The sequence below is a fragment of the Atopobium fossor DSM 15642 genome (assembly GCF_000483125.1).
GTDB classification, from domain to species: Bacteria; Actinomycetota; Coriobacteriia; order Coriobacteriales; family Atopobiaceae; genus Atopobium; species Atopobium fossor.
In genome coordinates, this window is sequence record NZ_KI519553.1 from 947,799 (window position 1) to 972,055 (window position 24,257).

General features: G+C 46.0%; 21 protein-coding genes. 3 read left to right on the forward strand and 18 right to left on the reverse strand.

The window, feature by feature from the left end:
* Positions 1 to 109: 109 nt before the first annotated feature.
* From G469_RS08715 to G469_RS0107260, 13 genes are all read right to left on the reverse strand, one after another.
* On the reverse strand, positions 110 to 1,525 hold the full coding sequence (locus G469_RS08715) for a sensor histidine kinase (RefSeq protein ID WP_051353824.1): 1,416 nt from the start codon (positions 1,523 to 1,525) through the stop codon (positions 110 to 112).
* Positions 1,518 to 2,258, reverse strand: coding sequence for a response regulator transcription factor (locus tag G469_RS0107205; protein ID WP_028264478.1), 741 nt, complete (start codon positions 2,256 to 2,258; stop codon positions 1,518 to 1,520). The genes G469_RS08715 and G469_RS0107205 overlap by 8 nt, the downstream gene beginning before the upstream one ends.
* 161 nt (positions 2,259 to 2,419) lie before the next feature.
* Positions 2,420 to 3,127, reverse strand: a complete 708-nt coding sequence (locus G469_RS0107210; RefSeq protein ID WP_028264479.1) for an ABC transporter ATP-binding protein — start codon at positions 3,125 to 3,127, stop codon at positions 2,420 to 2,422.
* 5 nt (positions 3,128 to 3,132) lie between these two features.
* Positions 3,133 to 3,984 (reverse strand): ABC transporter ATP-binding protein, encoded by an 852-nt coding sequence (locus tag G469_RS0107215; RefSeq protein WP_028264480.1) that lies wholly within the window; start codon positions 3,982 to 3,984, stop codon positions 3,133 to 3,135.
* Positions 3,977 to 5,071 carry a branched-chain amino acid ABC transporter permease gene (locus tag G469_RS0107220; RefSeq protein ID WP_028264481.1) on the reverse strand — a complete coding sequence of 365 codons (1,095 nt, stop codon included), beginning with the start codon at positions 5,069 to 5,071 and terminating at the stop codon, positions 3,977 to 3,979. Before G469_RS0107220 ends, G469_RS0107215 begins: the two co-directional genes overlap by 8 nt.
* Before the next feature lie 3 nt (positions 5,072 to 5,074).
* The gene (locus G469_RS0107225; RefSeq protein WP_028264482.1) at positions 5,075 to 5,956 is read right to left on the reverse strand and encodes a branched-chain amino acid ABC transporter permease; all 882 of its coding nucleotides are present in this window, start codon (positions 5,954 to 5,956) and stop codon (positions 5,075 to 5,077) included.
* Positions 5,957 to 6,103: 147 nt separating this feature from the next.
* Complete coding sequence (locus tag G469_RS0107230; RefSeq protein ID WP_028264483.1) at positions 6,104 to 7,327, reverse strand: ABC transporter substrate-binding protein; 1,224 nt, start codon at positions 7,325 to 7,327, stop codon at positions 6,104 to 6,106.
* 170 nt (positions 7,328 to 7,497) lie between these two features.
* On the reverse strand, positions 7,498 to 9,156 hold the full coding sequence (gene murJ / locus G469_RS0107235) for a murein biosynthesis integral membrane protein MurJ (protein ID WP_084522339.1): 1,659 nt from the start codon (positions 9,154 to 9,156) through the stop codon (positions 7,498 to 7,500).
* Position 9,157: 1 nt separating this feature from the next.
* Positions 9,158 to 9,664, reverse strand: a complete 507-nt coding sequence (ybaK, locus tag G469_RS0107240; protein ID WP_028264485.1) for a Cys-tRNA(Pro) deacylase — start codon at positions 9,662 to 9,664, stop codon at positions 9,158 to 9,160.
* Positions 9,665 to 9,667: 3 nt separating this feature from the next.
* Complete coding sequence (uvrA, locus tag G469_RS0107245; protein ID WP_028264486.1) at positions 9,668 to 12,565, reverse strand: excinuclease ABC subunit UvrA; 2,898 nt, start codon at positions 12,563 to 12,565, stop codon at positions 9,668 to 9,670.
* Between the two features lie 105 nt (positions 12,566 to 12,670).
* Complete coding sequence (locus G469_RS0107250) at positions 12,671 to 13,132, reverse strand: YhcH/YjgK/YiaL family protein (RefSeq protein ID WP_028264487.1); 462 nt, start codon at positions 13,130 to 13,132, stop codon at positions 12,671 to 12,673.
* A gap of 192 nt (positions 13,133 to 13,324) precedes the next feature.
* Positions 13,325 to 14,338, reverse strand: coding sequence for a GGGtGRT protein (locus G469_RS0107255; RefSeq protein WP_028264488.1), 1,014 nt, complete (start codon positions 14,336 to 14,338; stop codon positions 13,325 to 13,327).
* A gap of 15 nt (positions 14,339 to 14,353) precedes the next feature.
* A complete protein-coding gene (locus tag G469_RS0107260) occupies positions 14,354 to 15,046 on the reverse strand; it encodes an iron-sulfur cluster assembly scaffold protein (protein WP_028264489.1) in 693 nt (230 codons plus the stop codon).
* 294 nt (positions 15,047 to 15,340) lie between these two features.
* Between G469_RS0107260 and G469_RS08720 the strand changes: the two genes are divergently transcribed.
* Genes G469_RS08720 through G469_RS0107275 form a run of 3 tightly spaced genes read left to right on the forward strand, consistent with a single transcriptional unit; the run spans position 15,341 to position 19,133 of the window.
* Positions 15,341 to 16,192, forward strand: a complete 852-nt coding sequence (locus tag G469_RS08720) for an Mrp/NBP35 family ATP-binding protein (protein ID WP_035425446.1) — start codon at positions 15,341 to 15,343, stop codon at positions 16,190 to 16,192.
* 8 nt (positions 16,193 to 16,200) lie between these two features.
* Positions 16,201 to 17,439 (forward strand): aminoacetone oxidase family FAD-binding enzyme, encoded by a 1,239-nt coding sequence (locus G469_RS0107270; protein ID WP_028264490.1) that lies wholly within the window; start codon positions 16,201 to 16,203, stop codon positions 17,437 to 17,439.
* Positions 17,440 to 17,462: 23 nt separating this feature from the next.
* A complete protein-coding gene (locus tag G469_RS0107275) occupies positions 17,463 to 19,133 on the forward strand; it encodes an NAD(P)/FAD-dependent oxidoreductase (protein WP_028264491.1) in 1,671 nt (556 codons plus the stop codon).
* Here G469_RS0107275 and uvrB read toward each other — a convergent pair.
* Genes uvrB through G469_RS0107300 form a run of 5 tightly spaced genes read right to left on the reverse strand, consistent with a single transcriptional unit; the run spans position 19,130 to position 24,241 of the window.
* Positions 19,130 to 21,355 carry an excinuclease ABC subunit UvrB gene (uvrB, locus tag G469_RS0107280; protein ID WP_051353825.1) on the reverse strand — a complete coding sequence of 742 codons (2,226 nt, stop codon included), beginning with the start codon at positions 21,353 to 21,355 and terminating at the stop codon, positions 19,130 to 19,132. The genes G469_RS0107275 and uvrB overlap by 4 nt on opposite strands.
* Positions 21,356 to 21,370: 15 nt before the next feature.
* On the reverse strand, positions 21,371 to 21,973 hold the full coding sequence (locus G469_RS0107285) for a lytic transglycosylase domain-containing protein (RefSeq protein ID WP_028264493.1): 603 nt from the start codon (positions 21,971 to 21,973) through the stop codon (positions 21,371 to 21,373).
* Positions 21,960 to 22,628 (reverse strand): dephospho-CoA kinase, encoded by a 669-nt coding sequence (gene coaE, locus G469_RS0107290; protein ID WP_035425660.1) that lies wholly within the window; start codon positions 22,626 to 22,628, stop codon positions 21,960 to 21,962. The genes G469_RS0107285 and coaE overlap by 14 nt, the downstream gene beginning before the upstream one ends.
* Before the next feature lie 24 nt (positions 22,629 to 22,652).
* Positions 22,653 to 23,468, reverse strand: coding sequence for a gamma-glutamyl-gamma-aminobutyrate hydrolase family protein (locus G469_RS08725; RefSeq protein ID WP_035425447.1), 816 nt, complete (start codon positions 23,466 to 23,468; stop codon positions 22,653 to 22,655).
* A gap of 14 nt (positions 23,469 to 23,482) precedes the next feature.
* Positions 23,483 to 24,241, reverse strand: a complete 759-nt coding sequence (locus G469_RS0107300) for an amino acid ABC transporter ATP-binding protein (protein ID WP_028264495.1) — start codon at positions 24,239 to 24,241, stop codon at positions 23,483 to 23,485.
* Between the last annotated feature and the right edge of the window lie 16 nt (positions 24,242 to 24,257).

Consider the following 24,257-nt stretch of genomic DNA (forward strand, 5'->3'; position numbering starts at 1 on the left):
CTCACACGTCGACGTTTCTGGTGTGTGAAAGCTAAGTTTTATTTTGCCGTTTTGCTACAGCAGACTAACGACAACGAGAGACTCTTCAGGATTCTTCAGAAATAGTTATTTAAACAACGGCTGTAAAAGGAATAGTAACTATAGCACTATAGTGCTCTACATCCTGTGAAACTACCAGTTCCCAACCACAAGACGAGAAAAGCTGCATGGCAGTAGCAACTCCCAGTCCTGTTCCTGCAGTATTTTCAATCTCAGGTGCAGGGGTATTTGTTATTGATACCACAGCAGCAGTCTCCAAACAGGAACACTGTATGCAAACCGGAGCCGTACGATTAGCATGCTGGATCACATTTGAGAAAAGATTGGAAAATGCTCGGCGCAGTATCCTTTGGTTAACGTGCACGCCCTTTGTGCAAGTAACAGGCAATTCTTTATATTCAATCTGAAATCCCGCACTCGTAAGTTCAAGGATTCCTTCATCCAAAACCTTTGGAAGAAACTCGTAACATGACTGTTGTTCTGTCTGGTTTTTCTCGATAGGTACCTGGGCAGAACAAGAGCTATCCATATCACCAATATGCTGCTTTAACACATAATCAAACAAGTCATCAGAAAGTTCTTTGATTTGATAGGCCTTCTCGCGACTACTTTGCAAATAACGCTGAGCGTCCTGCTTGTTAGTACACTTTCCCAAGCTTAAGATATCGAGATACCCAATCAAAGCTGTAAGTGGCGAACGCAAGTCATGTGACATCTCGGTCACAAGCTTATACTCCCGATTGCGCAAACGTTCCTCTTCAACAAAACGTTGGCGTATTGCTAAACGCATATCATCAATACTTTGCGCTAAACTTCCTAGCTCATCATTACCTTTAACACTTATGGCATGATCGAGTTCTCCGCCCTCAAGAAGACTCAATTCATAATCAAGCAAACGAATATACCGTACGATACGACGCATAAGTACCAGTAAAGTGATTATGCACACCACAAAACCCAACACAATTGAGATAATTGTGGCAACAAAGCGTCCTTGTGCACCAATATTGTCAAAAAATACCGCTGAGGCCTCTCCATCAGCAAAAACAATAGGATAACTCCTTTGCCACTTTGCCATATCACCACTCGAAATATTAAGTGACGATATATCGGTACTCATACTTGAGTCATACAGCGTCATGCCATCGCGATATATCTGCAAAGCCACATATCCAGCATCCTCAACCCACGCATCCAAGGCTTTCTTATCGGAAACAGAAATGTTCTTCTCGTTTACATAGCTTTGGAGTGTCTGTGCATCAGACTCAAGTCGCTGACAATACACACATTCACGTGAAAAATACGCATCAAATGCGTGTGAAGCAAGTGCATACACCACAACATAGGTGACAATACCAAAAAGCAAAGCTATAGTTGCATAACCCACTAAACGCCAGCCCAAGCCGCTGCCAGCATGTGGTGAAAAACGCTCAGTCAGTTTTGTAAAAAGAGAATGACGCTGCATCTGGATTGGATCTTTAGCCAATGGTGTAGCCCCTTCCCCAAACAGTACGGATATAGCGCGGGTTCTGAGGATTATCACCTAGTTTCCGCCGCAAATTTCTTATATGTACCATAACGTTATTAGCGGACTGCTCCAAAAATGGTTCATTCCAAACCGCTTCATATATCTCGCGAGCAGAGAAAATCTTATCTTTATTTTGAGCCAGCAATAACAAAACCGAAAACTCAAAGTCTGTTAACGCAATGGCACCAGCAGGACCAAAAATGCGACGACCGCTTACATCAATCGTTATATCCCCCACCATAAGCTTTGTTCGATTCTCTTGTATTGGTGAGCCACCATAACGATGGTACCGACGCAAGAGTGCTTTTACACGCGCCAACATTTCAACTGCCGAGAAGGGTTTAGGAAGATAATCATCGCCACCCACGGTAAAACCACGGACCTTATCGGCATCTTGTGAGCGTGCCGTAAGAAATAAAACAGGGGTATTTGACTGCTCCCGTATGTACTTACACACCTCAAGACCAGACAATCCTGGCATAAGGACATCAAGAATGATGAGGTCAAAGAACGCGTATGGTTGGTTGTGCGCTTCGTCGTAACAAGCGTTTGTTTGCACATTTTTAAAGAGTTGAAGCGCCTCATTGCCATCCGCTGCAGTCTGCACGTCATAACCCTCACTGGTTAGTAAGACGGATACAACCTCACGGATATGCGCATCATCATCTGCTAATAAAATACGTGCTTGCATAGGCGTTACTTTCGATTGATGTATAAATTTGTTTTATACATCCTTACGCTTTACCGCTACCGCAAGTGCAGCAGCTCCTGTAGCAGCTAAAAAGGGTGGTTAAACCCACCCTTTTTAATACAACTGCACTATATCACAATAAAAAATTAGAGTTTGGCTCATTAACCGCCCAGATATGCCTGTTGTACACGTTTATCATGCAAAAGCTCATCCGCATCGCCGCTCATAGAGACACGACCGGTCTCTAATACGTACGCACGATGAGCAATAGATAATGCCATTTGAGCATTTTGCTCTACCAATAAGATGGTTGTACCCTGCTCATTGAGGCTCTTAATAATGTCAAAGATTTCTTTAACCAGCAATGGTGCCAAACCCATAGAAGGCTCATCCAACATAAGCAGCTTGGGTTTTGACATAAGTGCACGCCCCATTGCTAGCATTTGCTGTTCACCACCCGAAAGTGTGCCCGCAAATTGATGTAGACGCTCTCGCAAGCGTGGAAAACGCTCATAAATCATCTTAAGCGTATCCTGTGCTTCTGCATCATCTCGAGTAAAGGCACCCATCTCAAGATTTTCTTTGACGCTCATCTGTGTAAATACATGACGACCTTCAGGGCACAGAGCCATACCCCGAGGCGTAAGTTTATGTGTTGGAATGCCAACTAAAGATTCTCCCTCAAACTCAATAGATCCTAAGCGAGGGTGAAGTAGACCAGCCACAGTATTAAGCGTAGTAGATTTGCCTGCACCATTAGCACCAATAAGGGTTACAATTTCCCCCTCCTCAACCGTAAAGGAAATTCCTTTTACGGCATGAATTGAGCCATAGTACACCTGTACATCTTTAACTTCTAACATTGCCATAGCACTTACACCTCCTCTTGCTTGCCTAAATAAGCTTCAATAACTTGAGGATTATTCTGAATTTCTTCTGGTGTACCCTTGGCAATAATCTTGCCATAGCTCAAAACAACAATACCCTCGCAAATACCCATAACCAGATCCATGTCATGCTCAATAAGCATAACGGCAATCTGAAAGCGATCACGAATAGCCAAAATGTTGTCCATAAGCTCAGAAGTCTCTGAGGGGTTCATACCAGCAGCAGGCTCATCAAGCAAAAGTACCTTAGGATTGGTTGCCAAGGCACGCACAATCTCTAAACGACGCTGAGCTCCATAAGGTAAGGAACCTGCAGGTACATTTGCCATATTCTGCATGTCAAAAATGCCAAGTAACTCCTTGGCTTTGGTATGAAAATCGCGCTCAGACAGCCAATGTTGAGGCAAGCGAAAAATCCCGGAGAGCATGCCGCTCTTAACCTGATTATGCAAACCAACCATGACGTTCTCCTCAACCGTCATGGTTGAGAACAAACGAATATTCTGAAACGTACGCGCAATACCTAGCTGAGATGCCTTTGCAGGGCCCATACCAGCCGTATCTGTACCATCCAATAAAACAGTACCACGTGTTGGCTGATACACCTTAGTAAGCAGATTAAAAACGGTTGTTTTACCAGCGCCGTTAGGTCCAATAAGACCAGCAATCTCTGTCTTGCCAACGGTCAAGTTAAAATCATCAACTGCATGCAAGCCACCAAAATCAATACCTAGATGGCGACATTCCAGTGCAGGAGTTGCATATAAATCACGCTCAGGGACAATACTGTCCGATGGAAAAGGAACCATTTTGGTGTGTACACGACGTTTATTAGCCATGTAAATCGCCCCCTTTCGCAGTGCAAACAGCTATTTCGTCTTCACCCTTATGAAGTACCTTATCGCGCAATTGATAAAACCAATTCTTAAGATGCTCATTATTGCCAATAAGCATGGTGGCAATAAGAACAACGGCATACATCAACAGGCGATAATCAGACAGTGAGCGAAGTGCTTCAGGCAACACTGTGAGCAAAGTAGCAGCAATAATAGAGCCACGGATCTTACCCATACCTCCCAAAACAACAAAAACCAAAATCATGATGGAAAGGTTAAAGTCAAACTTCTTTGGCACAATGGACGAGAAGTTCATGGCATACAGCGCTCCAGCCATACCAGCCAAAGCAGCAGAAACTACAAATGCCATGAGGCGATACTTGGTAACGTTAATGCCAACAGATTCTGCAGCAATGCGGTTATCGCGCACAGACATGATGGCACGTCCAGAACGAGAGTTCTTAAGATTGAGCACTACCATCAAACAAAACAACACCAGCAAAAAGCCCATCACAAAAGTAGATGCCTTAGTAATACCTGCGGCACCTTGCGGACCATTAATCAAAATAGTGCCGCCCTCCATACCAAGCGCTTTGGTAGATTGCATTGAGAAGTGCAGACCGGCCTTATCCATGCCTACATATAAATTGTTGAGCACATTCTTGATAATCTCGCCAAACGCAAGCGTAACGATGGCCAAGTAGTCACCATGCAAGCGCATAACTGGAATACCAATAAGAACGCCCGTAAGCGCAGCCAACATACCAGCTACAACAATGGCAATAACCAGACGTACTATAGGACTGGCCACGGCACCAGAAAGCGCAGCCATAACAACTACACCACAAAAGGCACCCACACTCATAAAACCGGCGTGTCCCAAGCTCAACTCACCAGAAATACCCACTACAAGATTAAGAGATACCGCCATGACAATGTAGGCGCAGATGGGTACCATCATGCCCGCCAACGAATGTGAAATTGCCCTTGAAGAAATTAAACCCTGTACCACAAAGAAAGCAATGACCACCAGTGCGTACGTAAGCAGATTATCCTTGCCCGTACGGGACATCTTTTTGAAAAAACTCATGCGCTACACCTTCTCATGAATTGTCTTGCCCAGAAGGCCAGCGGGCTTAACCAGCAGAACAATAATCAAAACAGCAAATACAACGGCGTCGGAAAGCTGCGTAGAGATGTAAGCCTTAGCAAAAATTTCGATAATGCCCAGAAGAATACCACCCAACATGGCACCAGGAATAGAACCAATGCCACCTAAAACGGCAGCAACAAAAGCCTTAATACCAGGCATCTGGCCTGTAGTTGGCATAAGCGTGGGATAGGCAGAACATAGTAAAACGCCTGCAATAGCAGCCAAGCCAGAGCCAATTGCAAATACCATAGAAATGGTCGAGTTTACATTGATGCCCATAAGTTGCGCTGCTGCTTTATCCTCAGACACCGCACGCATGGCCTTGCCCATTTTGGTGCGAGTAGTAAAGAAGGTTAAACCCAGCATGATAAAAATATTGGCCAAAACCGTCACAATGGAGACGGCGCTGATTACTAACTGACCACCAAAAAGACTAACAGACGGCAGGTCAATAACCGATATAAACGACTTAGGATCAGACTTCCAGACAATCAAAGCCATATTCTGCAGTAAATAGCTCACACCAATTGCCGTAATAAGTACATCAAGTGATGGTGCATTACGCAATGGTTTATATGCGAGTTTCTCGACCACTATTCCTAACAAGGTACAAACTACAATAGAAATAAGCACGGCAATAAGAGGGTTAAGCCCCAGATATGCCATAGCACAATAACTGGTATATCCGCCAACCATGATTACATCGCCATGAGCGAAGTTAAGCATTTTAGCAATGCCATAAACCATGGTGTAGCCCAGCGCGATGATGGCGTAAATGCTGCCCAACGAGATTCCATTTACCAGGTTGGAGATAAATCCCATCCCGCACTCCTTTCACCACAGAGGCTGCCTTAGATGTGCAGCTCTTTTCATATAAACAAATACATGCGCGGCACATATAATCGCGCCTTACAAGAAGCGGAGACTGCTCATGAGCAATCTCCGCTGTTCATCGGCTCTTACGTGAAACTACATTCCCACGTAAGCGCCGTTCTTAATGACCATACCCTTAGGCTGCTTGGAAACCTCACCGGTATCAGACCACGTCATACCAGTGCCCGTCAAGCCATCATAACTAAAATCGGATGAGGTAATAGCTTCAACCAATTTGTCACAGATATCCGAGAAAGACATATCGGCTGTTACGCCGCTTTTCTCGATAGCCTGCTTGATAACGTAAATGCAGTCATATGCATCGGCAGCAAACTGATTAGGGATTCCACCGTACTGCTCTTTGTATGTCTTTACAAAGGTCTGGGTCTTCTCGTCTGTTGCATCTGCCGTAAAGGGCGTAAGCAACATAACACCCTCTGCCAAAGAGGTGTCAAAACCTTCGAGGGTAAGCAAACCATCCAGACCGTCAACACCAAAGAACTTAGGAGCATATCCCATCTGATTTGCCTGGGTAAGAATCAGTGAAGCGGGCTGATAATAGATGGGCAAGAATACAAGATCTGCCTCGGCAGACTTAGCTTTATTAAGCTGTACCGAGAAATCCGTTGCGGAGTCATCTGTAAATGTAGACTCTGCCACCACGGTCAAACCAATCTCCTTGGCTTGAGACATAAACTTTTTGTATACACCCGTAGAATATGCATCAGAATTGTTGTAGATAACAGCAATTTTGGTACCCAAGCTTTGATCGCTTACATACTTTGCTGCAGCGGTACCTTGGTTAGGGTCTGTAAAACACATCTGAAAGACATTCTTCTTGCGTTGCACAGAAACATTGCCATCTACATCAGGCTGACCACCAATAACATCGGTAGCAGATGCAGAAGGCGTGAGCTGAAACAAGTTGTCGGCATTGGATTCCGAAGTAACAGCAATGGTAGGAGCTGTGGTAGTACAACCTGCCAAGATTTGCATACCCCAGTCCTTAAGATTGTTATATGCATTGATGGACTTCTCGGAATCGTTCTCGTCATCCTGATAGTTAAAGTCAAACTTTACGCCATCACCTTTATTGATCTCATCGATAGCAATCTGAGCACCAGCCTTGGTAGCATTGCCATAAATAGCAGCAGCACCCGTTACAGGACCAACGGAACCAATTTTAAAGGCACCATCCACACTTGCAGAAGAAGAGCCAGTATCAGAGCAGCCAGCAAGACCTAACCCGGTAATGCTAATGACGCTCGAAGCCCCAACTAGTTTGACGAAATTCCTTCTTGATACATTACTAAAATCCATCTCTTCCTCCTTCGAACGTCATGCACCCTATCTCTGTGAGTGCGTAGGTGACATTTTTAAGCGAAAGCGAGCTGAATTTATCGACATTAGGCGTTTTGAAACAATTACGTAACCAACAAGATACACAAATTGTAATAAAACTCATCAAATGCAGGTAAAAAGGTGTATTTTTACTCCGTAGAGCTACGCAAAGATGGAATAAGACGACCTAAAAGTGTGCGAATCATGTGTGCTTCTGGGAACTTAAACACAATTGCCAAGCCAAAGGTAAGGAAAAGTGCAGGCAAACCTCCTGCTACAGTAACTATGAGCGCTGATACAGTTCCAGTAATAAATCCCATATGAGAAGCAGTAAGAAGTATTGCCATACCCACAGCAGAGCCTAGAGCACCAACTACTAAAGAACGTACACAAGACAGTGCAATGCCCGTAAGACCAATACCCTGTAATTGCTTGCGAAGACTCCAAAACGTTACAACATCTACCACAACAAAGAATACCAGCGAACTCAAGGCAACATTGAGAAGACCAAACTGCTCGGTCAGAAGCAGACACTGAGCCACTTGGATAGCACTAGCCACAATAGACGACCATGCTAAAACACCCATCTTACGCAAGGAAGAGCACGCCTTTTGTAGGTAGGTGCATACACCATATAAAGGAAGTGCTACCGATAAAGCTGCAAGATACTCTGCTACATGAACAAGATCTTGTGGATTAAATCGTCCTGCACCAAGCAACATGGAAAGCGGACGAGAAAACACAATCAAGTACATGGCAAAAGGAATCAGGAAGAATAAAATCTGACTCGTTCCAGCCGCCACTCCACGCTTATATTGATCCATATTATGGTGAGCAACTGCCTCAGAAAGCTCGGTAAACATAGCTGTGGTAATAGGAATTGCCAAAATAGCATACGGCAAGGTGTACCACAGACGAGCATAGTATGCGATAGAGGCGCCCGTTGCTATAACAGACAGTACGCTTGAAGTTTGCACCGAATAGGTAACAAAATTGCATCCTGTAAGCACTAAAGAAGGAATACCAATGGAGAGGGTTTCCTTAATACTCGGATCTTTAAGATCCACATAAGGACGAATGCGTACACCCATTTTACGCAATGCTGGGATTTGTATTACTACCTGCACAGCTACACCCAAAGGATTGCCAATTGCTAGGCAGAGTAATGCCAAGTTTGGATGAGAGCTTTGCAGCACAGCATACAACACAAACGATGCCGTACAAATAAAGTTATTAAAGATGGGAGCAGCATTACTCCAAAAATACTCACGCTCTGCGTTGAGGATACCTGACAAAATAGAAGAAAGCGCATACAACACAACTTCAATAACAAAGAATCTAAAGAATAACGTTGTAAGGTCAAAATCAAAATCCGACTTAGCACTAAAGGATTGAGTCCAAATAACTTGACTTGCAAAAACAAATCCTAAAAGTGCCACAATACCCATAAGCAACACCACTAGTGATGCCAAATTGGATGCGTACTTACTTGCGCCTTCTCGACCAGCTTTCTCTTTAACCGACATATACACTGGCAAAAATGCCGTAATAAGCATGCCACCCATAACCAGCTCATATAACTGATTAGGCAAATTATTAGCAACGGTATAAGCACTTGAAACAAGCGTTACACCCAGCGCATAAGCCTGTCCCCAAGTGCGAAAAAATCCCGTAATTCGACTGAGAATAACTAAGCCGCTCATTAATGCTGCAGACCTACCAATACCAGCGGTTGAGTTTGAGCTTGAGTTAGAAACGGATGCTTTTTTGGGTACAGACACACCCTTCATATGCTTAGGAGTGTACATGTTACTCCTCGTCTCGGGTGATATCTGCAAAGGTAGCATGAATAAAGTGAGCGAGTTTTTCCGGATGCACCTGTAAGGAAAGACCACGCTTACCACCAGAAATACCAATCTCATCAAAGAGTTGAGCGGTCTCATCCAACAAAGTTGGGAATTGTTTTTTCATACCCACTGGCGAACAGCCACCACGCACATATCCTGTAGTGGTTTCTAAGTCTTTCATGGGTAGCATGGCTAAGTTCTTCTCGCCCGCCGCTACAGCTGCTTTTTTAAGATCAAGTTCACAGACAACAGGAATGCAACATACAACGCAGTTACCTGATGGAGTTGTGGTAACAAGGGTTTTAAATGCAGCATGAGGATCTTCTCCCAAAAACTCAGCGATGCGAACTCCAACACCCGTAGAAAGATCTTCATTATTTGCGTCATAGCAAAGCGTGCGATATGCCACGCCACCCTGTTCCAGCTCGCGCATGGCATTGGTTTTGGAAACCTTTTGCTTGCGTGCCACCAACTACTCCTTTGTCATCTGCTGTGCTCGTGCTCGATCACGCGCCAAGATGGGCGCAAGGTATTTACCTGTTTGACTCTGCTCAATCTTAACAATTTGTTCTGGTGTGCCATACCCAACAATGGTACCGCCACCGGCACCACCTTCAGGTCCAAGATCCAAAATGCGATCGGCCATTTTAATGACATCCAAATTATGCTCAATAACTAAAACCGTATTACCAGCATCTACCAGCTTTTGAAGCACACTCACCAGCTGACGAACATCCTCAAAATGCAGTCCTGTTGTAGGCTCATCCAAAATGTAAAAGGTCTTGCCTGTTTGTTGACGATGTAGTTCCTTAGCAAGCTTTACACGCTGAGCTTCTCCGCCAGAAAGCGTAGTAGCAGGTTGACCCAGGTGCACATAGCCTAAACCCACATCATACAACGTTTGCAACTTATTCTTGATGCGAGGAATATTAGCAAAGAACACCAGCGCTTCATGCACCGTCATTTCCAACACATCAGAAATGGACTTGCCGTGATAGAGCACTTCTAGGGTTTCTCGGTTATAACGCTTGCCATGACAAACCTCACAGGGAACATAAATGTCTGGCAAGAAGTTCATCTCGATCTTAATTTGGCCATCGCCCTTACAGGCCTCACAACGGCCTCCCGATACATTAAATGAAAAACGACCAGGACTATATCCACGGGCACGAGACTCTGGTGTAGAAGCAAACAGTGCACGCAAATCATCCCACAAGCCAATATAGGTTGCAGGATTAGAGCGTGGCGTACGACCAATGGGAGACTGATCAATATCAATGACTTTATCGATTAACTTATGCCCCTCGGCATCCGTAATGCCCGTAATCTTTTTATAAGGACCAACAGAACGTTTAGAGCGCTGTACGTCATTGGTAAGCGCCGGAGCGATAGTATCTGTTACCAACGAAGACTTACCTGAACCAGAAACACCCGTTACCACAGTAAGTGTGCCATATTCAATCTTTGCCGAAACATTCTTAAGGTTGTTAGCTGTAGCCCCTGTAATCTTAAGCGCACCGCGGTGAGGATTGCGGCGTTTGTCTGGCAGTGCAATCATCTTCTGACCCGTAAGATACGCGCCAGTGAGTGATTGAGGACTATCCATGATCTGCTGAGGTGTACCCGCAGCAACCACCTTGCCACCCAACTCACCTGCACCAGGACCCATATCAATAACGTAATCTGCTGCACGAATGGTATCCTCATCGTGCTCGACCACAATCACAGTATTGCCCATATCACGTAAACGCTGCAGCGTTTGAATGAGACGATCATTGTCACGTTGATGTAAGCCAATAGAAGGCTCATCCAAAATATAAAGCACACCCATAAGGCCTGCGCCAATTTGAGTAGCTAAGCGAATACGCTGAGCTTCTCCACCAGAAAGTGTAGAAGCAGCACGACTAAGCGTTAAATAGTCTAAGCCAACATTTACCATAAAGCGAAGACGAGCTACTATCTCGCGTACGATAGCAGCGCCAATAAGCTGTTGACGCTCGGTCAAGGTAAGCTTTTCAAAGAACTCAAGAGCATCTGCACAAGAAAAGTCACATATCTGTTGGATGTTCTTATCGCCCACCGTGACTGCAAGATACTCCGGCTTAAGACGTGCTCCGTGGCAGGTAGTGCACACGGCTTCGGTAATGTATCTTTCCAGATGCGTCTTCATAGTTTCTGATGACGTTTCCTGGTATTTCTCAAACAAAATATGGCGTACACCAGAAAATTTAGTAAACCAATGAGTATCACGACCATCACGCGTGTGATAATCCACGCGAATTTTTGTCTCACCTAAGCCATCAAGCAACGCGTGCTGGGTTTTTGCCTTAAGCTTCTTCCAAGGTGTCGTATCTTTCTCGCCCATATGTGTACATACTGCTGATAAAATCTGCGGATAATAGTTTGAGTTACCAAAGATAGAGCCAAAAACTCCCTCAGAAACAGATAGCTTGGGGTCCTCAATAAGTGCTTCTACATCCACTGTACGTCTAGTGCCCAAACCATCGCAGTCGGGACAGGCACCATACGGTGCATTAAAAGAAAAATCACGTGGCTGTAAATCATCAATTGAATGACCGTGATCGGGACAGGCAAGTGCCAATGAATAACTTAGCAGCTCACCTTCTGTATCTTCAGGAGCTCCGCGATCTGGAAGCACATAAAAACTTACACGACCAGCTGCTAAACGTGTAGCATTTTCCACGGCTTCTGCAATGCGACCAAGTGAGTTTTCACGGATAACAATACGGTCTACCACAACCTCAATGGTGTGCTTAAACTTCTTATCAAGCTTGATTTGCTCTTCAAGCTCACGCACTTCTCCATCAATACGGACGCGAGAAAAACCTTCTGCACGCAGATCTTCAAAGAGCTTGGTGTACTCGCCCTTACGACCCAACACTACAGGAGCCAGCACCAGTGCACGACGTCCTTGACCAGCTACAAGCACCTTATCAGCAACCTGATCGGTGGTTTGACGTTCAATAATACGGCCGCACACAGGACAATGAGGCACTCCTATGCGTGCAAACAATAGACGAAGATAGTCATAGATTTCTGTAACGGTACCCACAGTAGAACGTGGATTGCGGCTTGTTGTTTTTTGATCAATAGAAACCGCAGGAGAAAGACCATCGATAGAATCGAGATCTGGCTTATCCATCTGACCCAAAAACATGCGGGCATAGCTGGATAGAGACTCTACGTAACGACGTTGGCCTTCTGCATAGATAGTATCAAATGCAAGGCTTGATTTACCCGAACCAGACAAACCAGTAATAACCACCAGTTTATCTCGCGGAATGGTAACATCCACATCACGTAAATTGTGCTCGCGAGCGCCACGAATAACAATGGAATCTGACGACATTGGTTTCCTAACTAAAGAACGTAACAAGCCATACATCAGTACGCATGACTTGCATCATATGCTAGTTCTTTAGTCTACCCATCGAACAGTATTGCTTTGCAAACATTACTCGCTTACAAGAACCTTTACACACACTTTTCGTAGTGGCTTGGGACTCTCCAAGGCACAGCCAGGTTTGTGAGCATCCTCGGGCATGGTAATAACATATTCTCCCGCATGGAGTGGCACCCAAATGCGTGATTTTGGCTCACCATACAAGCAAAAGTCTGCCTGGTCATCAAATTCCTGCAAAGGCTTAACCTCACTAATATGAGCCACGCCTACCAGTTCTTCTCCCGAAACAACATAGTGAATATCTGCATACCGACGATGCGCCTCATAGGCTTTCTCACTACTCAAAGCAGTAGTAAATTCCTGGACATTTGCCGTAATACGATTGCCGTCTATCGTATGCACACCCAACTCCAAATGAGCCAAATCTGCAGAACGTAACCATGCAAGAGCCTGCTCAAAACGAGCGGCATATTCTTGATATTTGTGCGAATCCTCAAGCCTTGACGCGATCATGAAACACTCCTTTTATGGTGAGCTCATAGTACTGTGTTGCTACGCACAGAGAAGCGCATAATTTTTCACATCGCATTGTACTCCACCATGTCTTACTAATTTCCAACACGTTTCTCAATTTTGGTTAAACGTAAAAAGAGGTGCTGGTTTAAACCAACACCTCTTCAAGAAGCTATATGTATAAAAACTTCTTTAGGCAATTGCTTCATTAATAGCAACTGCACATGCAACCGTAGCACCAACCATGGGGTTATTACCCATACCAATAAGACCCATCATGTCTACATGTGCTGGTACCGAGCTAGAACCAGCAAATTGAGCATCGGAGTGCATACGGCCCATGGTGTCGGTCATGCCATAAGAAGCAGGACCAGCACCCATGTTATCGGGATGCAAGGTACGACCGGTACCACCACCGGAAGCTACCGAGAAATACTTCTTGCCAGCAGCCAAGCGCTCCTTCTTGTAGGTACCAGCTACAGGATGCTGGAAGCGCGTAGGATTGGTGGAGTTACCCGTAATGGAAATATCAACATTTTCCGCCCACATAATGGCCACGCCCTCACGAACATCGTCAGAACCGTAGCAATTTACCGCAGCACGAGGACCATTGGAATATGCGATTTTCTCTACAACCGTGAGCTCACCGGTGTAGTAGTCAAACTGGGTCTTTACGTAGGTAAAGCCATTAATACGAGCAATGATCTGCGCAGCATCTTTACCAAGACCATTAAGAATAACGCGCAAGGGCTTCTTGCGAGCCTTATTTGCATTATTGGCAATACCAATAGCGCCCTCCGCGGCTGCAAAAGACTCATGACCAGCTAAGAAAGCAAAGCACTCGGTATCTTCACCCAACAGCATGGCACCTAGATTTCCGTGGCCCAAGCCAACCTTACGATCATCTGCTACAGAACCAGGAACACAAAATGCCTGTAGACCAATGCCAATGGCAGAGGCTGCCTCAGAGGCATTGGTTACCTCGCCCTTCTCGGCCTTCTTAAGTGCAATTGCACAACCCAGAGTATATGCCCAAGCGGCATTCTCAAAAGCAATGGACTGAACGCCCATTACAATCTCACGAGGATTAAAACCCTTATCCAAGCAAAGCTGCTCTGCCTCTTCCAAGGAAGCAATGCCATACTCAGCCAAGGCTTTGTTAATAGTGTCAATACGACGCTCATAGCCTTCAAACGTAACTGCCATATTCTTGCTCCCTTCTTACTCTTCGCGAGGATCGATAACCTTGGCGGGATTGTCCCACTGACCATAACGACCCATAGCATCGTCTACAGCCTGCTTGGGATCCACACCCTTCTTGAGGGCATCGGTAAATTTGCCCAGGTTAAGGAACTCAAAACCAATAATCTCGTTCTTCTCGTTAAGAGCGAGGTGCGTTACGTAACCCTGAGTAAGCTCAAGGTAGCGGGCACCTTTCTCCTTGGTACCATAGGTAGTACCAACCATGGAACGAAGGCCCTTGCCCAGGTCATCCAAACCGGTACCTACAGGAAGACCACCTTCAGAAAAAGCGGTCTGGGTACGGCCATAAACAATCTGCAAGAACAGCTCGCGCATGGCAACATTAATTGCATCGCACACCAAATCCGTGTTAAGAGCCTCAAGAATGGTTTTGCCAGGCAAAATTTCTGCTGCCATGGCAGCAGAGTGAGTCATACCAGAACAACCGATTGTCTCGACCAGTGCCTCCTCAATAACACCGTCTTTGACATTCAAGCTGAGCTTGCAGGCACCCTGCTGAGGCGCGCACCAACCAATGCCGTGCGTATAACCCGAAATGTCACCAATTTGCTTGGCCTGTACCCACTTACCCTCTTCAGGGATTGGGGCGGGACCGTGGTATGCACCCTTAGCAACGGGGCACATGTGCTCCACTTCCGCTGAATATTGCATGGAACTCCTCTCGTTCGTTCGAGATAACGTTATCGCTATCCCCCTCCTTCGAACTTCTTCTATCATAACCAAAAAATGACCGCTTTTATAAAAACAATCCCTCATATCTGACAAATTTATGCATGTAGAGTGCATAGTTGCACAGTGTTTCCTAGTCAATCAAATCACTGCTTTTTGGTAGGAAATAGGTCTGTTTACAAGAAACATGGGAGAAGTTGTTTGTTGGGGGTAGAATGCAATCTATAGATAAAGAATGCGCGTGCAAAGCTGCACTCCTGACGGGAAGGAACCTATATGGCTGAGTGCTCAGATGATCATCCCATTACTATGACTGGCAGCGATGGCAAGCCATCTGATATGTATGCCGAGAATGACCTATCCCATGTAAAGCATGTCATTGGTATTGTGTCTGGTAAAGGTGGCGTTGGTAAATCTATGGTTACCGGCATTTTGGCAACCAATCTTATGCGTGCAGGTTATCGCGTGGGTATTTTAGATGCAGACATTACTGGTCCTTCCATCCCTAAGATGTTTGGCATGTCTGGTAAACACGCTACAGGCATTGGGAACCTCCTTTTGCCTAATGTTTCCAAACATGCCATCAAAGTCATGAGCGCCAACTTGGTACTCAAAAATGAATCTGACCCCGTCATTTGGCGAGGCCCTGTTTTGGCAGGTGCCATCCGTCAGTTCTGGAGTGAAACCAGCTGGGGCAGCATAGACTATCTGTTGGTAGATATGCCCCCTGGAACAGGCGATGTTGCACTTACCGTATTTAAATCATTACCCATTGAAGGCGTCGTAATTGTAAGTTCACCGCAAGATTTGGCACGCATGATTGTAGGCAAAGCTGTACGTATGGCACAAATAATGGACATTCCCGTATTAGGTCTGATAGAAAACATGAGCTACGCTACCTGTCCTGACTGTGGTAAGAAGATTGAAATTTTTGGTAAAAGCCATGTGGACGAGACTGCTGCTGAATATGATATTCCTGTTCTAGGTCGCCTCCCTATTGACCCAGCTATTGCTGCAGCAGTAGATGATGGCAGCTTTGAGGATAACCTCCCCGAAGGACTCTTGCCTCAGGCTGTAGAGCTCCTTACCCAGATGCCTGAACCTGCATCCCCATCTTCAGATTCCTAGGAGTAAGCGTGGCCACTTCCAAAGCAGCTACTCGTAAAAAAATTCGTGCACAAGCACTACGCACTGCTCGATCGCTTAGTCTCTTACCATCCTATGACGTAGTGGTGCTGGGAGGTGGTGCAGCCGGTCTTGCTGCAGCAATTACTGCTGCCGAAGCAGGGGCTTCCACTCTCATTATCGAGAAAGACTACGAGTGTGGACGCACTATCCTGGCTACCGGCAATGGCCGCTGTAACTTTACCAATCTCTACCTCGAAGCAAAACATTTTAACAATCCTTCCTTTGTAGAAGCTACGCTTGGTCATACGCCCTTAGAAGACATTCTGAGCTTTTTTCGCGCAAGCGGTCTTATGTGGACCCAAAAGGAAGGCAGACTCTATCCACGCAGTTTATCAGCGGCATCTGTACGCTCTGTTTTGCTCAAGCGCGCCCAACGAGCTGGTGTTGTTATGGCATGTTGCCGAGAAGCTCAGTCAGTCAACTACGATGCCAAAAACGATACATATCAGGTTGACGTGCGAGAAAACTTTGCTGAAGATGAACACGTTACATACACAACACTCAGTGCTCGCAAGCTTATTGTGGCAAGTGGCGGTGGCTCCAACGAACTTCTCGATAGCTTTAAAATGCCCCGGATAGCAACACGTCCTGGCCTTTGTGCTCTTAGCTGTGAGTCCAGTTTGCTTAATAAACTAGATGGCAAGCGCAGTCAAGCAAACCTATCTCTCTTTAAAGGCATGTTCCCGCACATGGTTGAGCATGGTGAGGTATTATTTCGTAGCTATGGGCTATCTGGTATTGCCGTATTTAATCTGTCGCGCATAGCCGAGCCAGGAGACAAGATTGAAATTGACCTGGTACCCGAATATTCTGAGGGAGAAATTGGCCAACGCCTTTTTGAGCTAGGAATGGACAATGCCACCTACGATGGCATATTAGACCCAGAGCTTGCACAGGTTGTTCTTGATATGGCACGTAGCTGTCATGAGCAAAACATTGCGCATTTTATTAAACACCTACCTCTGGTGGTTACAGGTCTAGCAGATACCGCTCACGCACAGGTCACACGTGGCGGTTTTGATTGTGCATCTTTTTGTGCTACTACTCTTGAAGCGCTCGAACAACCTGGCTTATATTGCATTGGCGAGGCCTTGGACATTGATGGAGAATGTGGCGGTTTTAATCTGTCATGGGCATGGAAATCTGGTATGGTTGCTGGCGCTTGCGCTGCTAGTACTTGCGCATAACCCTTTTACCTGTGAGGAGCATCATGATTCAAGTTTCTAACCTGCGTGTTGATCCTCGTACGGTAGACGGCACAGAACAGTCCGAACTACGGGCTGCAACACAGGCGCTTCTTAAACGCCTACATATACACCAAACAGATATCCAAAGTATAGAGTTAGTTCGTCGCTCCATTGATGCCCGTAAGCGTAACAACGTTCACCTCCTCTATACCGTGCGCGCTCAATTGGTTGGCAGCACCAATGCCGAACGTGCACTGCTTACCAAACTTACGGCTCGTCATGACGAGAAAAACGTTAGTCAGATAACCCCTGCGTATCCTCACTATCCTCTACGCAAAAACAACCCGCTTGAACAGCGTGTCGTTGTTGTGGGCGCAGGATGTGCGGGTTTGTTTTGTGCACTCTCACTCGCAAAAGCAGGCCTGGAGCCGATCCTTATTGAACGCGGAGACAACGCCGCACGTCGCACACAGGTAGTGGACCATTTTAATCACAGTGCACAGCTTGATCCTGAATCCAATATCCAATTTGGCGTGGGTGGCGCTGGTACCTTTTCTGATGGCAAACTTGCTACGGGCACCAAAAGCCCCCTACATCGCCTCATAATGGAAACATTGGTAGACAGTGGTGCTTCTCGAGAAATTCTATGGGATTCACATCCTCATGTAGGAAGTGACGTGCTCCCCCAAGTGGTAGACACCCTATGTGAACGCATTACTGCACTTGGTGGCGAAGTACGCTGCCGCACCAAACTCGTAGACCTAGTACTCACAGACAACAAAATTACAGGAGTTCGTGTACTTACTACAGATCCCTTATCTGGTCTTACCACAGAGCAAAGCATTCCCACGCGTCATGTAGTATTAGCTAGTGGACATTCTGCTCGTGATGTATTTGAGATGCTTTATCAAAAACAAGTCTTTCTTGAGCGCAAAACATTTGCCATGGGTGTGCGCATCGAACACCTGCAAGCAGATATTGACCACGCACAATACGGCACTGCCGCAGGATTGCCTGGTCTTGGAGCTGCTCCCTATAAGCTGGTATCCCATCTCAAAAATGGACGCAGTGCATTTTCTTTTTGCATGTGCCCCGGTGGTTATGTTGTTGCTGCAGCAAGCGAACCTGAAGGGGTGGTTACCAACGGCATGAGTTTATCGGCACGCAATGGCACCAACGCTAACTCTGGACTACTTGCTAATGTCTTTGCAGAAGATCTTCCAGGTGACAACCCCTTAGAAGGCCTTAAGCTTCAGCGCGCCTGCGAACATACGGCATTTGAGCTTGGCGGTGGAGACTTTGTTGCACCTGCACAACTGGTAGGAGACTTCCTTGCAAACCAGCACTCAAGTAACCACGGTAAAGTAGTACCCACCTATTCTCGTGGCGTAAACTGGGGCAAGGTTGATGCATGCCTTCCCAGCTACATTACAGACACTCTACGTGCCGCCCTTCCTCAAATGGATAAACGACTCCATGGTTTTGCTGCTGCAGATGCTGTGCTCACAGGCGTAGAATCACGTTCTAGCTCCCCCATTCGCATTACGCGCAATGAACACTGCCAAAGTATTGGTTGTGAAGGTCTTTTTCCTTGCGGAGAAGGTGCTGGCTATGCTGGTGGCATTATGAGTGCAGCCACTGATGGACTACGTGTTGCTCAGGCACTTATCGACAGCGTACTAAATTTGACTTAGTGCTTTGGGCGTTTGTTGTATCGGCGTCGCGTTGCATGTGCGCTACCCTTTCGAGCTCCAGCCTTCAGACGACGCATAACTTCGTCCTCCGAGGTGCCTTCCACCAAAGCCTTAAGCTCTACCAACTGATCTCGAACCGCTGCCGCTCGTTCAAAGTCCATATTACCTGATGCAGTAACCATTTCTTCCTCAAGAGACGCAATGAGCTTGTAGACCTCATCATCAGAAAGCTCACTCATTTCATCCGCAACTTGTTCTGCTGTTGTGGTGCTTGGCGTAAAGAATTCTCCGTCCTTGCGCGAACGCTTGCCTACATTCTTATTAGCGTCCTCAATAAAGCTCGATACATCAGTCAAAGACTTTTTTACAGTTTGTGGTGTAATACCATGTTCTTTGTTGAACTGCTCTTGCAAGGCTCGACGACGACGCGTCTCGTCAATGGCAATGCGCATAGAATCCGTCATGGTATCTGCATACATAATGACCTGGCCTTTTACATTGCGCGCAGCACGACCCATGGTCTGAATTAACGAGCGACGATTGCGTAAAAACCCTTCTTTATCGGCATCCAAAATTGCTACCAAAGATACTTCGGGAATATCCAGTCCCTCACGCAGGAGGTTAATGCCCACCAATACATCAATTTTACCGCGGCGTAAATCTCCAATAATTTCTACGCGATCGAGTGTATCGGTATCAGAGTGCATGTAATTAACCTTGATGCCCGCATCCAGCAAATGATCCGTCAAATCTTCTGCCATGCGCTTAGTAAGCGTAGTTACCAGCACACGCTCTCCTTTAGCAACGCGACTGAGAATCTCTTGCTCCAAGTCATCAATCTGACCGCGAATAGGACGAACATCAATCAGTGGATCGAGAAGACCAGTTGGCCTAATAATTTGCTCTACTTTTTGTTGTGTGACAGTCTCTTCATAGTCTCCTGGTGTAGCGGAAACATAAATGAACTGCGGAATACGCTGTTCAAACTCATCAAAACGCAGGGGACGATTATCCAAAGCAGAAGGAAGACGAAAGCCGTGTTCTACCAAAGTAACTTTACGAGAACGGTCTCCTTCGTGCATACCACGAATCTGTGGAAGAGTAACATGGCTCTCGTCAATGATACACAACATGTCTTCAGGGAAATAATCAATAAGCGTAAAGGGTGGTTCACCAGGAAAACGACCATCTAAATGCCTTGAGTAATTCTCGATACCATTACAGTACCCCATATTCTCAAGCATTTCCAAATCATAGGCAGTGCGTTGCTGTAAACGTTGAGCCTCCAAGAGGCGGTCGTCTGCTTTTAATTCATGCAAACGCTGTTCTAGCTCATCATTAATGCTGGTCAACGCCTGATTCACCTTAGGACGCTCGGTAACGTAATGCGATGCAGGCCAAATGGGCACTGCATCAAACTCACGCAAAATCTCACCCGTTACATTGGAAATCTCACCGATAAATTCCACTTCATCGCCAAAGAATTCCACACGCAAGGGATTCTCGGCATAAGGTGGATACACATCTACGCTATCACCACGCACGCGAAAGGTGCCACGGGACAAATCATAATCGTTACGGTCGTACTGCACATCAATAAGCTCGCGAATAAAATCATCACGCTCAAGCGGTGTTTGCTTATCTACCGTAGGTGCCAAACCAGCATAGTCTTCAGGGCTACCAATACCATAAATGCAGGATACGGAAGCAACCACAATTACATCTCGTCTAGACAAAAGGCTGGATGTTGCTTGATGACGGAGCTTCTCAACCTCCTCATTAATGGATGAGTCTTTTTCTATATAGGTATCAGACGCAGGAACGTAAGCTTCGGGCTGATAATAGTCATAGTACGAAACAAAATACACAACAGCATTGTGGGGAAAGATTTCCTTCATTTCGCTTGCTACCTGAGCAGCAAGCGTTTTATTGGGTTCCATAATAAGCGTAGGACGATTGAGTTTCTCGATAGTCTTAGCCATAGTAAAGGTCTTACCTGAGCCAGTAACACCAAGCAGCGTCTGATAGCGCAAACCATCCTCTATACCTTGAGAAAGCTTGGCTATAGCTTGGGGTTGATCTCCCGCAGGATCAAACCGAGAAACCACCTCAAGCTTAGAATTAGAATGAGCCACCCCAAAACGACGTAGTTGACCACCAAACTGATGATGCTTTTTAGCGTGTAGTACCTCTGCACGCAGCCGCTCTTGTGACTCTGCCATAGTTGCAATCCCCTTTTAAGCACCTATGCCTTCCGGCCAGAGGCGCTGATAATCCGCATAAGCCAAATGAACACGTTCTAGATACAAAGCAGTCTCAGGATATGAAATAGTTTGACTAAAATCCGACTCTGCATTTGCCTGTGATGACCACTGGTGTACTGTTCCTATACCCGCATTGTAAGCTGCAATTACCTTATCTGTACTGCCAAGCTGTTTTTGTAAATATGCCAAATACGCGCAACCGTACTCTATGTTAGTTGTAGGGTCATGCAGATTATTTGCATCATATTTTGAAGCATTTACCAGACCAAACTCTGCCAATTCACGTGCTGTTGCAGGCATAAGTTGCATAAGGCCTTGCGCCCCCACTGGACTGGTGGCTGTTTCATTCCAGCCAGACTCACACTTAATAACCGCACAGACTAAATAGGGATCCACGCCATGCCGCGCTGCACAGTCCGCTACCTGAGCGGGGTACGGCACCGGAGCAATAACCTGTCGCGTAAGTTTTGCAGGTAATGCCTTATATCCTGCCGAAAAAAGTCCTAATACCGCCATAATTACCAGCGGCACCACGCGAAACCAGCGCAAGAAGCGCAACCGGCTATGAAACAACATCTAAGCGCTCCTTCCACCATAACGCTATCGCGCTTGTCAGCGCATCCTCACTCGACGTATTGACCACTATCGTATCTGCATGGACACGCAACCACTGATCGTCTGCCTGCTTGGATGCACGCGCCCAAAAGTCTTTCTCGCTCATCCCACGCTCAAGAGCCCGCTTACAGCGCAACTCAACAGGTGTATCTATCAAGAGTACCTCATCCGCTAAGTTTAAAAACTCTTCCATGCGGTCTAATAGTGGTACTTCAACCACACAAATACGCGCGGCACATACAGGTGTGCCTGATATTGTCATAGCAACTGGTGGAACACTCATAGCATACGTTTGCGCCTGCTTTAAACGCTGCATAAGCTCAGCTTTAATAACCGGTAACTCGAGTTTCTCAAGAAGAGCTGTGGACGCAGTACTATCAAACGCGCGGTGCGCCAAGAGCGCTCTATCAATACGACCGGTTTTGTCGTCCAGTACATCTTCACCAAATGCTCGAGCAATATTGTCCTTAAGTTGCTCGTTGATGTCCAATACATGACGAGATAGCTGGTCTAAATCTATAATCTGGGCACCTAAAGATGCAAGTTGCCTCGAGACACTAGATTTTCCCGAGGCAATTCCACCAACTAAAAATACTATGTAAAGAGGTTTGTACACCTGCTGCTTGCACACCTGCTTTTACTACTTCATCGTTGCCTTAACGGCAGAAATATATCCATCCCAGAGTAACTTGTCCGTTGCAAAAGATTGCCACGTATACTCAGGATGCCATTGTACGCCTAAGCAGAAGCGCTTGGTAGGCACTTCAATAGCTTCAACAATACCATCTGTTGCCTCTGCAACGAGTACAGCCTCCTTACCCAGCAGCTCAAGGGCACAATGATGGCACGAATTAACTTGCAAATTAGTAGTGTGTACACAACCATACAGCAAAGAGTCTTTATCAACAATCACAGGATGTGCAGCTTGCTTAAGCACTGCTGTATGGCGCCAGTGCACCATATCTTCTGGGGTATCCAGCTCAAGATAATTCATACTCAGCGTACCACCCAAGGCAACATTGAGAAGCTGAACACCACGGCATACTGCAAACAAGGGCTTATCCTCATCAAGAGCCAACTTCATAAGAGCTAACTCATATGCATCTCGCTCAGGACAGAGCAAGCTCTTATCGTAATTTGGATCTCCACCCCATAGAACAGGATCTACATCTTGACCACCTTGAAACGCTAAACCATCGCACATATCAAAATAACTGCGTATGCTAGCCTCATCCATGGTGATGGGCAATACAATAGGCAAGCCACCCGCAGCTAAAATGGAATCTGCAAAGACCTGATCTATGTACTCACGTTGAGAGATATACTCGCCTGTTTCTTGATCAAAACCAGGATCAATATACCGTGAGGGAACACCAATAACAGGGCGCTTGTCTACAGACTTTGCACCACGAGCACTCTCGCTGTTTGTTGCACGGTCCTTCTTTCCAAAAAGCATGGATAACCCTTCTCTTAGTGACCCTTGATAGAGTTAAGGAACTCACGTGCACGCTCAGTTTGAGGGTGCTCAAAGAACTCATCAGGCGTACCTGCCTCAATAATGCGTCCATCTGCCATAAAGACCACACGGTTAGCCACACGACGTGCAAAGTTCATCTCATGTGTAACAACCACCATGGTCATACCCTCATTGGCAAGCTCAACCATAACTTCCAACACCTCGTTGATCATCTCGGGATCAAGGGCAGAAGTTGGCTCATCAAACAACATTGCCTTAGGATGCATGGCTAAAGAACGTGCAATGGCTACACGTTGCTGCTGGCCTCCAGAAAGCATGGCAGGCACTTTTGCAGCTTGCTCCTCCACGCCAACACGACGCAGTAGGTCCATAGCCTCTTTTTTGGCCTGTGTTTTATCACGCTTTAGCACCTCAATGGGACCCATAGTGACATTTTCCAAAATAGTCTTATGCGCAAACAGATTAAAAGACTGGAACACCATGCCAACCTCAGCACGAATACGAGCAAGTTCTTTGCCCTCCTGAGGAAGCGGCGTACCATCAATAAGGATTTCTCCTTCATCAATGGTTTCCAGACGGTTAATGGTACGACACAAGGTAGATTTACCGGAACCAGAAGGTCCAATAATGACAACTACCTCGCCCTTCTCGACAGACAAGTTAATGTCTTGCAAAACATGCAAGTTACCAAAGTGCTTATCTACACCACGCAGCTCAATAATGGGCTGAGTTTTAGAAGTCTGCTCTGCCATAATTCTCCGATCAAAT

Bases quoted from the DNA above. Each gene is read 5' to 3' on its own strand.
- G469_RS0107205 (WP_028264478.1), bottom strand. From the start codon at position 2,258: ATGCAAGCACGTATTTTATTAGCAGATGATGATGCGCATATCCGTGAG.
- G469_RS0107210 (WP_028264479.1), bottom strand. From the start codon at position 3,127: ATGGCAATGTTAGAAGTTAAAGATGTACAGGTGTACTATGGCTCAATT.
- G469_RS0107215 (WP_028264480.1), bottom strand. From the start codon at position 3,984: ATGGCTAATAAACGTCGTGTACACACCAAAATGGTTCCTTTTCCATCG.
- G469_RS0107220 (WP_028264481.1), bottom strand. From the start codon at position 5,071: ATGAGTTTTTTCAAAAAGATGTCCCGTACGGGCAAGGATAATCTGCTT.
- G469_RS0107225 (WP_028264482.1), bottom strand. From the start codon at position 5,956: ATGGGATTTATCTCCAACCTGGTAAATGGAATCTCGTTGGGCAGCATT.
- G469_RS0107230 (WP_028264483.1), bottom strand. From the start codon at position 7,327: ATGGATTTTAGTAATGTATCAAGAAGGAATTTCGTCAAACTAGTTGGG.
- murJ (WP_084522339.1), bottom strand. From the start codon at position 9,156: ATGTACACTCCTAAGCATATGAAGGGTGTGTCTGTACCCAAAAAAGCA.
- uvrA (WP_028264486.1), bottom strand. From the start codon at position 12,565: ATGTCGTCAGATTCCATTGTTATTCGTGGCGCTCGCGAGCACAATTTA.
- G469_RS0107250 (WP_028264487.1), bottom strand. From the start codon at position 13,132: ATGATCGCGTCAAGGCTTGAGGATTCGCACAAATATCAAGAATATGCC.
- G469_RS0107255 (WP_028264488.1), bottom strand. From the start codon at position 14,338: ATGGCAGTTACGTTTGAAGGCTATGAGCGTCGTATTGACACTATTAAC.
- G469_RS0107260 (WP_028264489.1), bottom strand. From the start codon at position 15,046: ATGCAATATTCAGCGGAAGTGGAGCACATGTGCCCCGTTGCTAAGGGT.
- G469_RS08720 (WP_035425446.1), top strand. From the start codon at position 15,341: ATGGCTGAGTGCTCAGATGATCATCCCATTACTATGACTGGCAGCGAT.
- G469_RS0107275 (WP_028264491.1), top strand. From the start codon at position 17,463: ATGATTCAAGTTTCTAACCTGCGTGTTGATCCTCGTACGGTAGACGGC.
- uvrB (WP_051353825.1), bottom strand. From the start codon at position 21,355: ATGGCAGAGTCACAAGAGCGGCTGCGTGCAGAGGTACTACACGCTAAA.
- G469_RS0107285 (WP_028264493.1), bottom strand. From the start codon at position 21,973: ATGTTGTTTCATAGCCGGTTGCGCTTCTTGCGCTGGTTTCGCGTGGTG.
- G469_RS08725 (WP_035425447.1), bottom strand. From the start codon at position 23,468: ATGCTTTTTGGAAAGAAGGACCGTGCAACAAACAGCGAGAGTGCTCGT.
- G469_RS0107300 (WP_028264495.1), bottom strand. From the start codon at position 24,241: ATGGCAGAGCAGACTTCTAAAACTCAGCCCATTATTGAGCTGCGTGGT.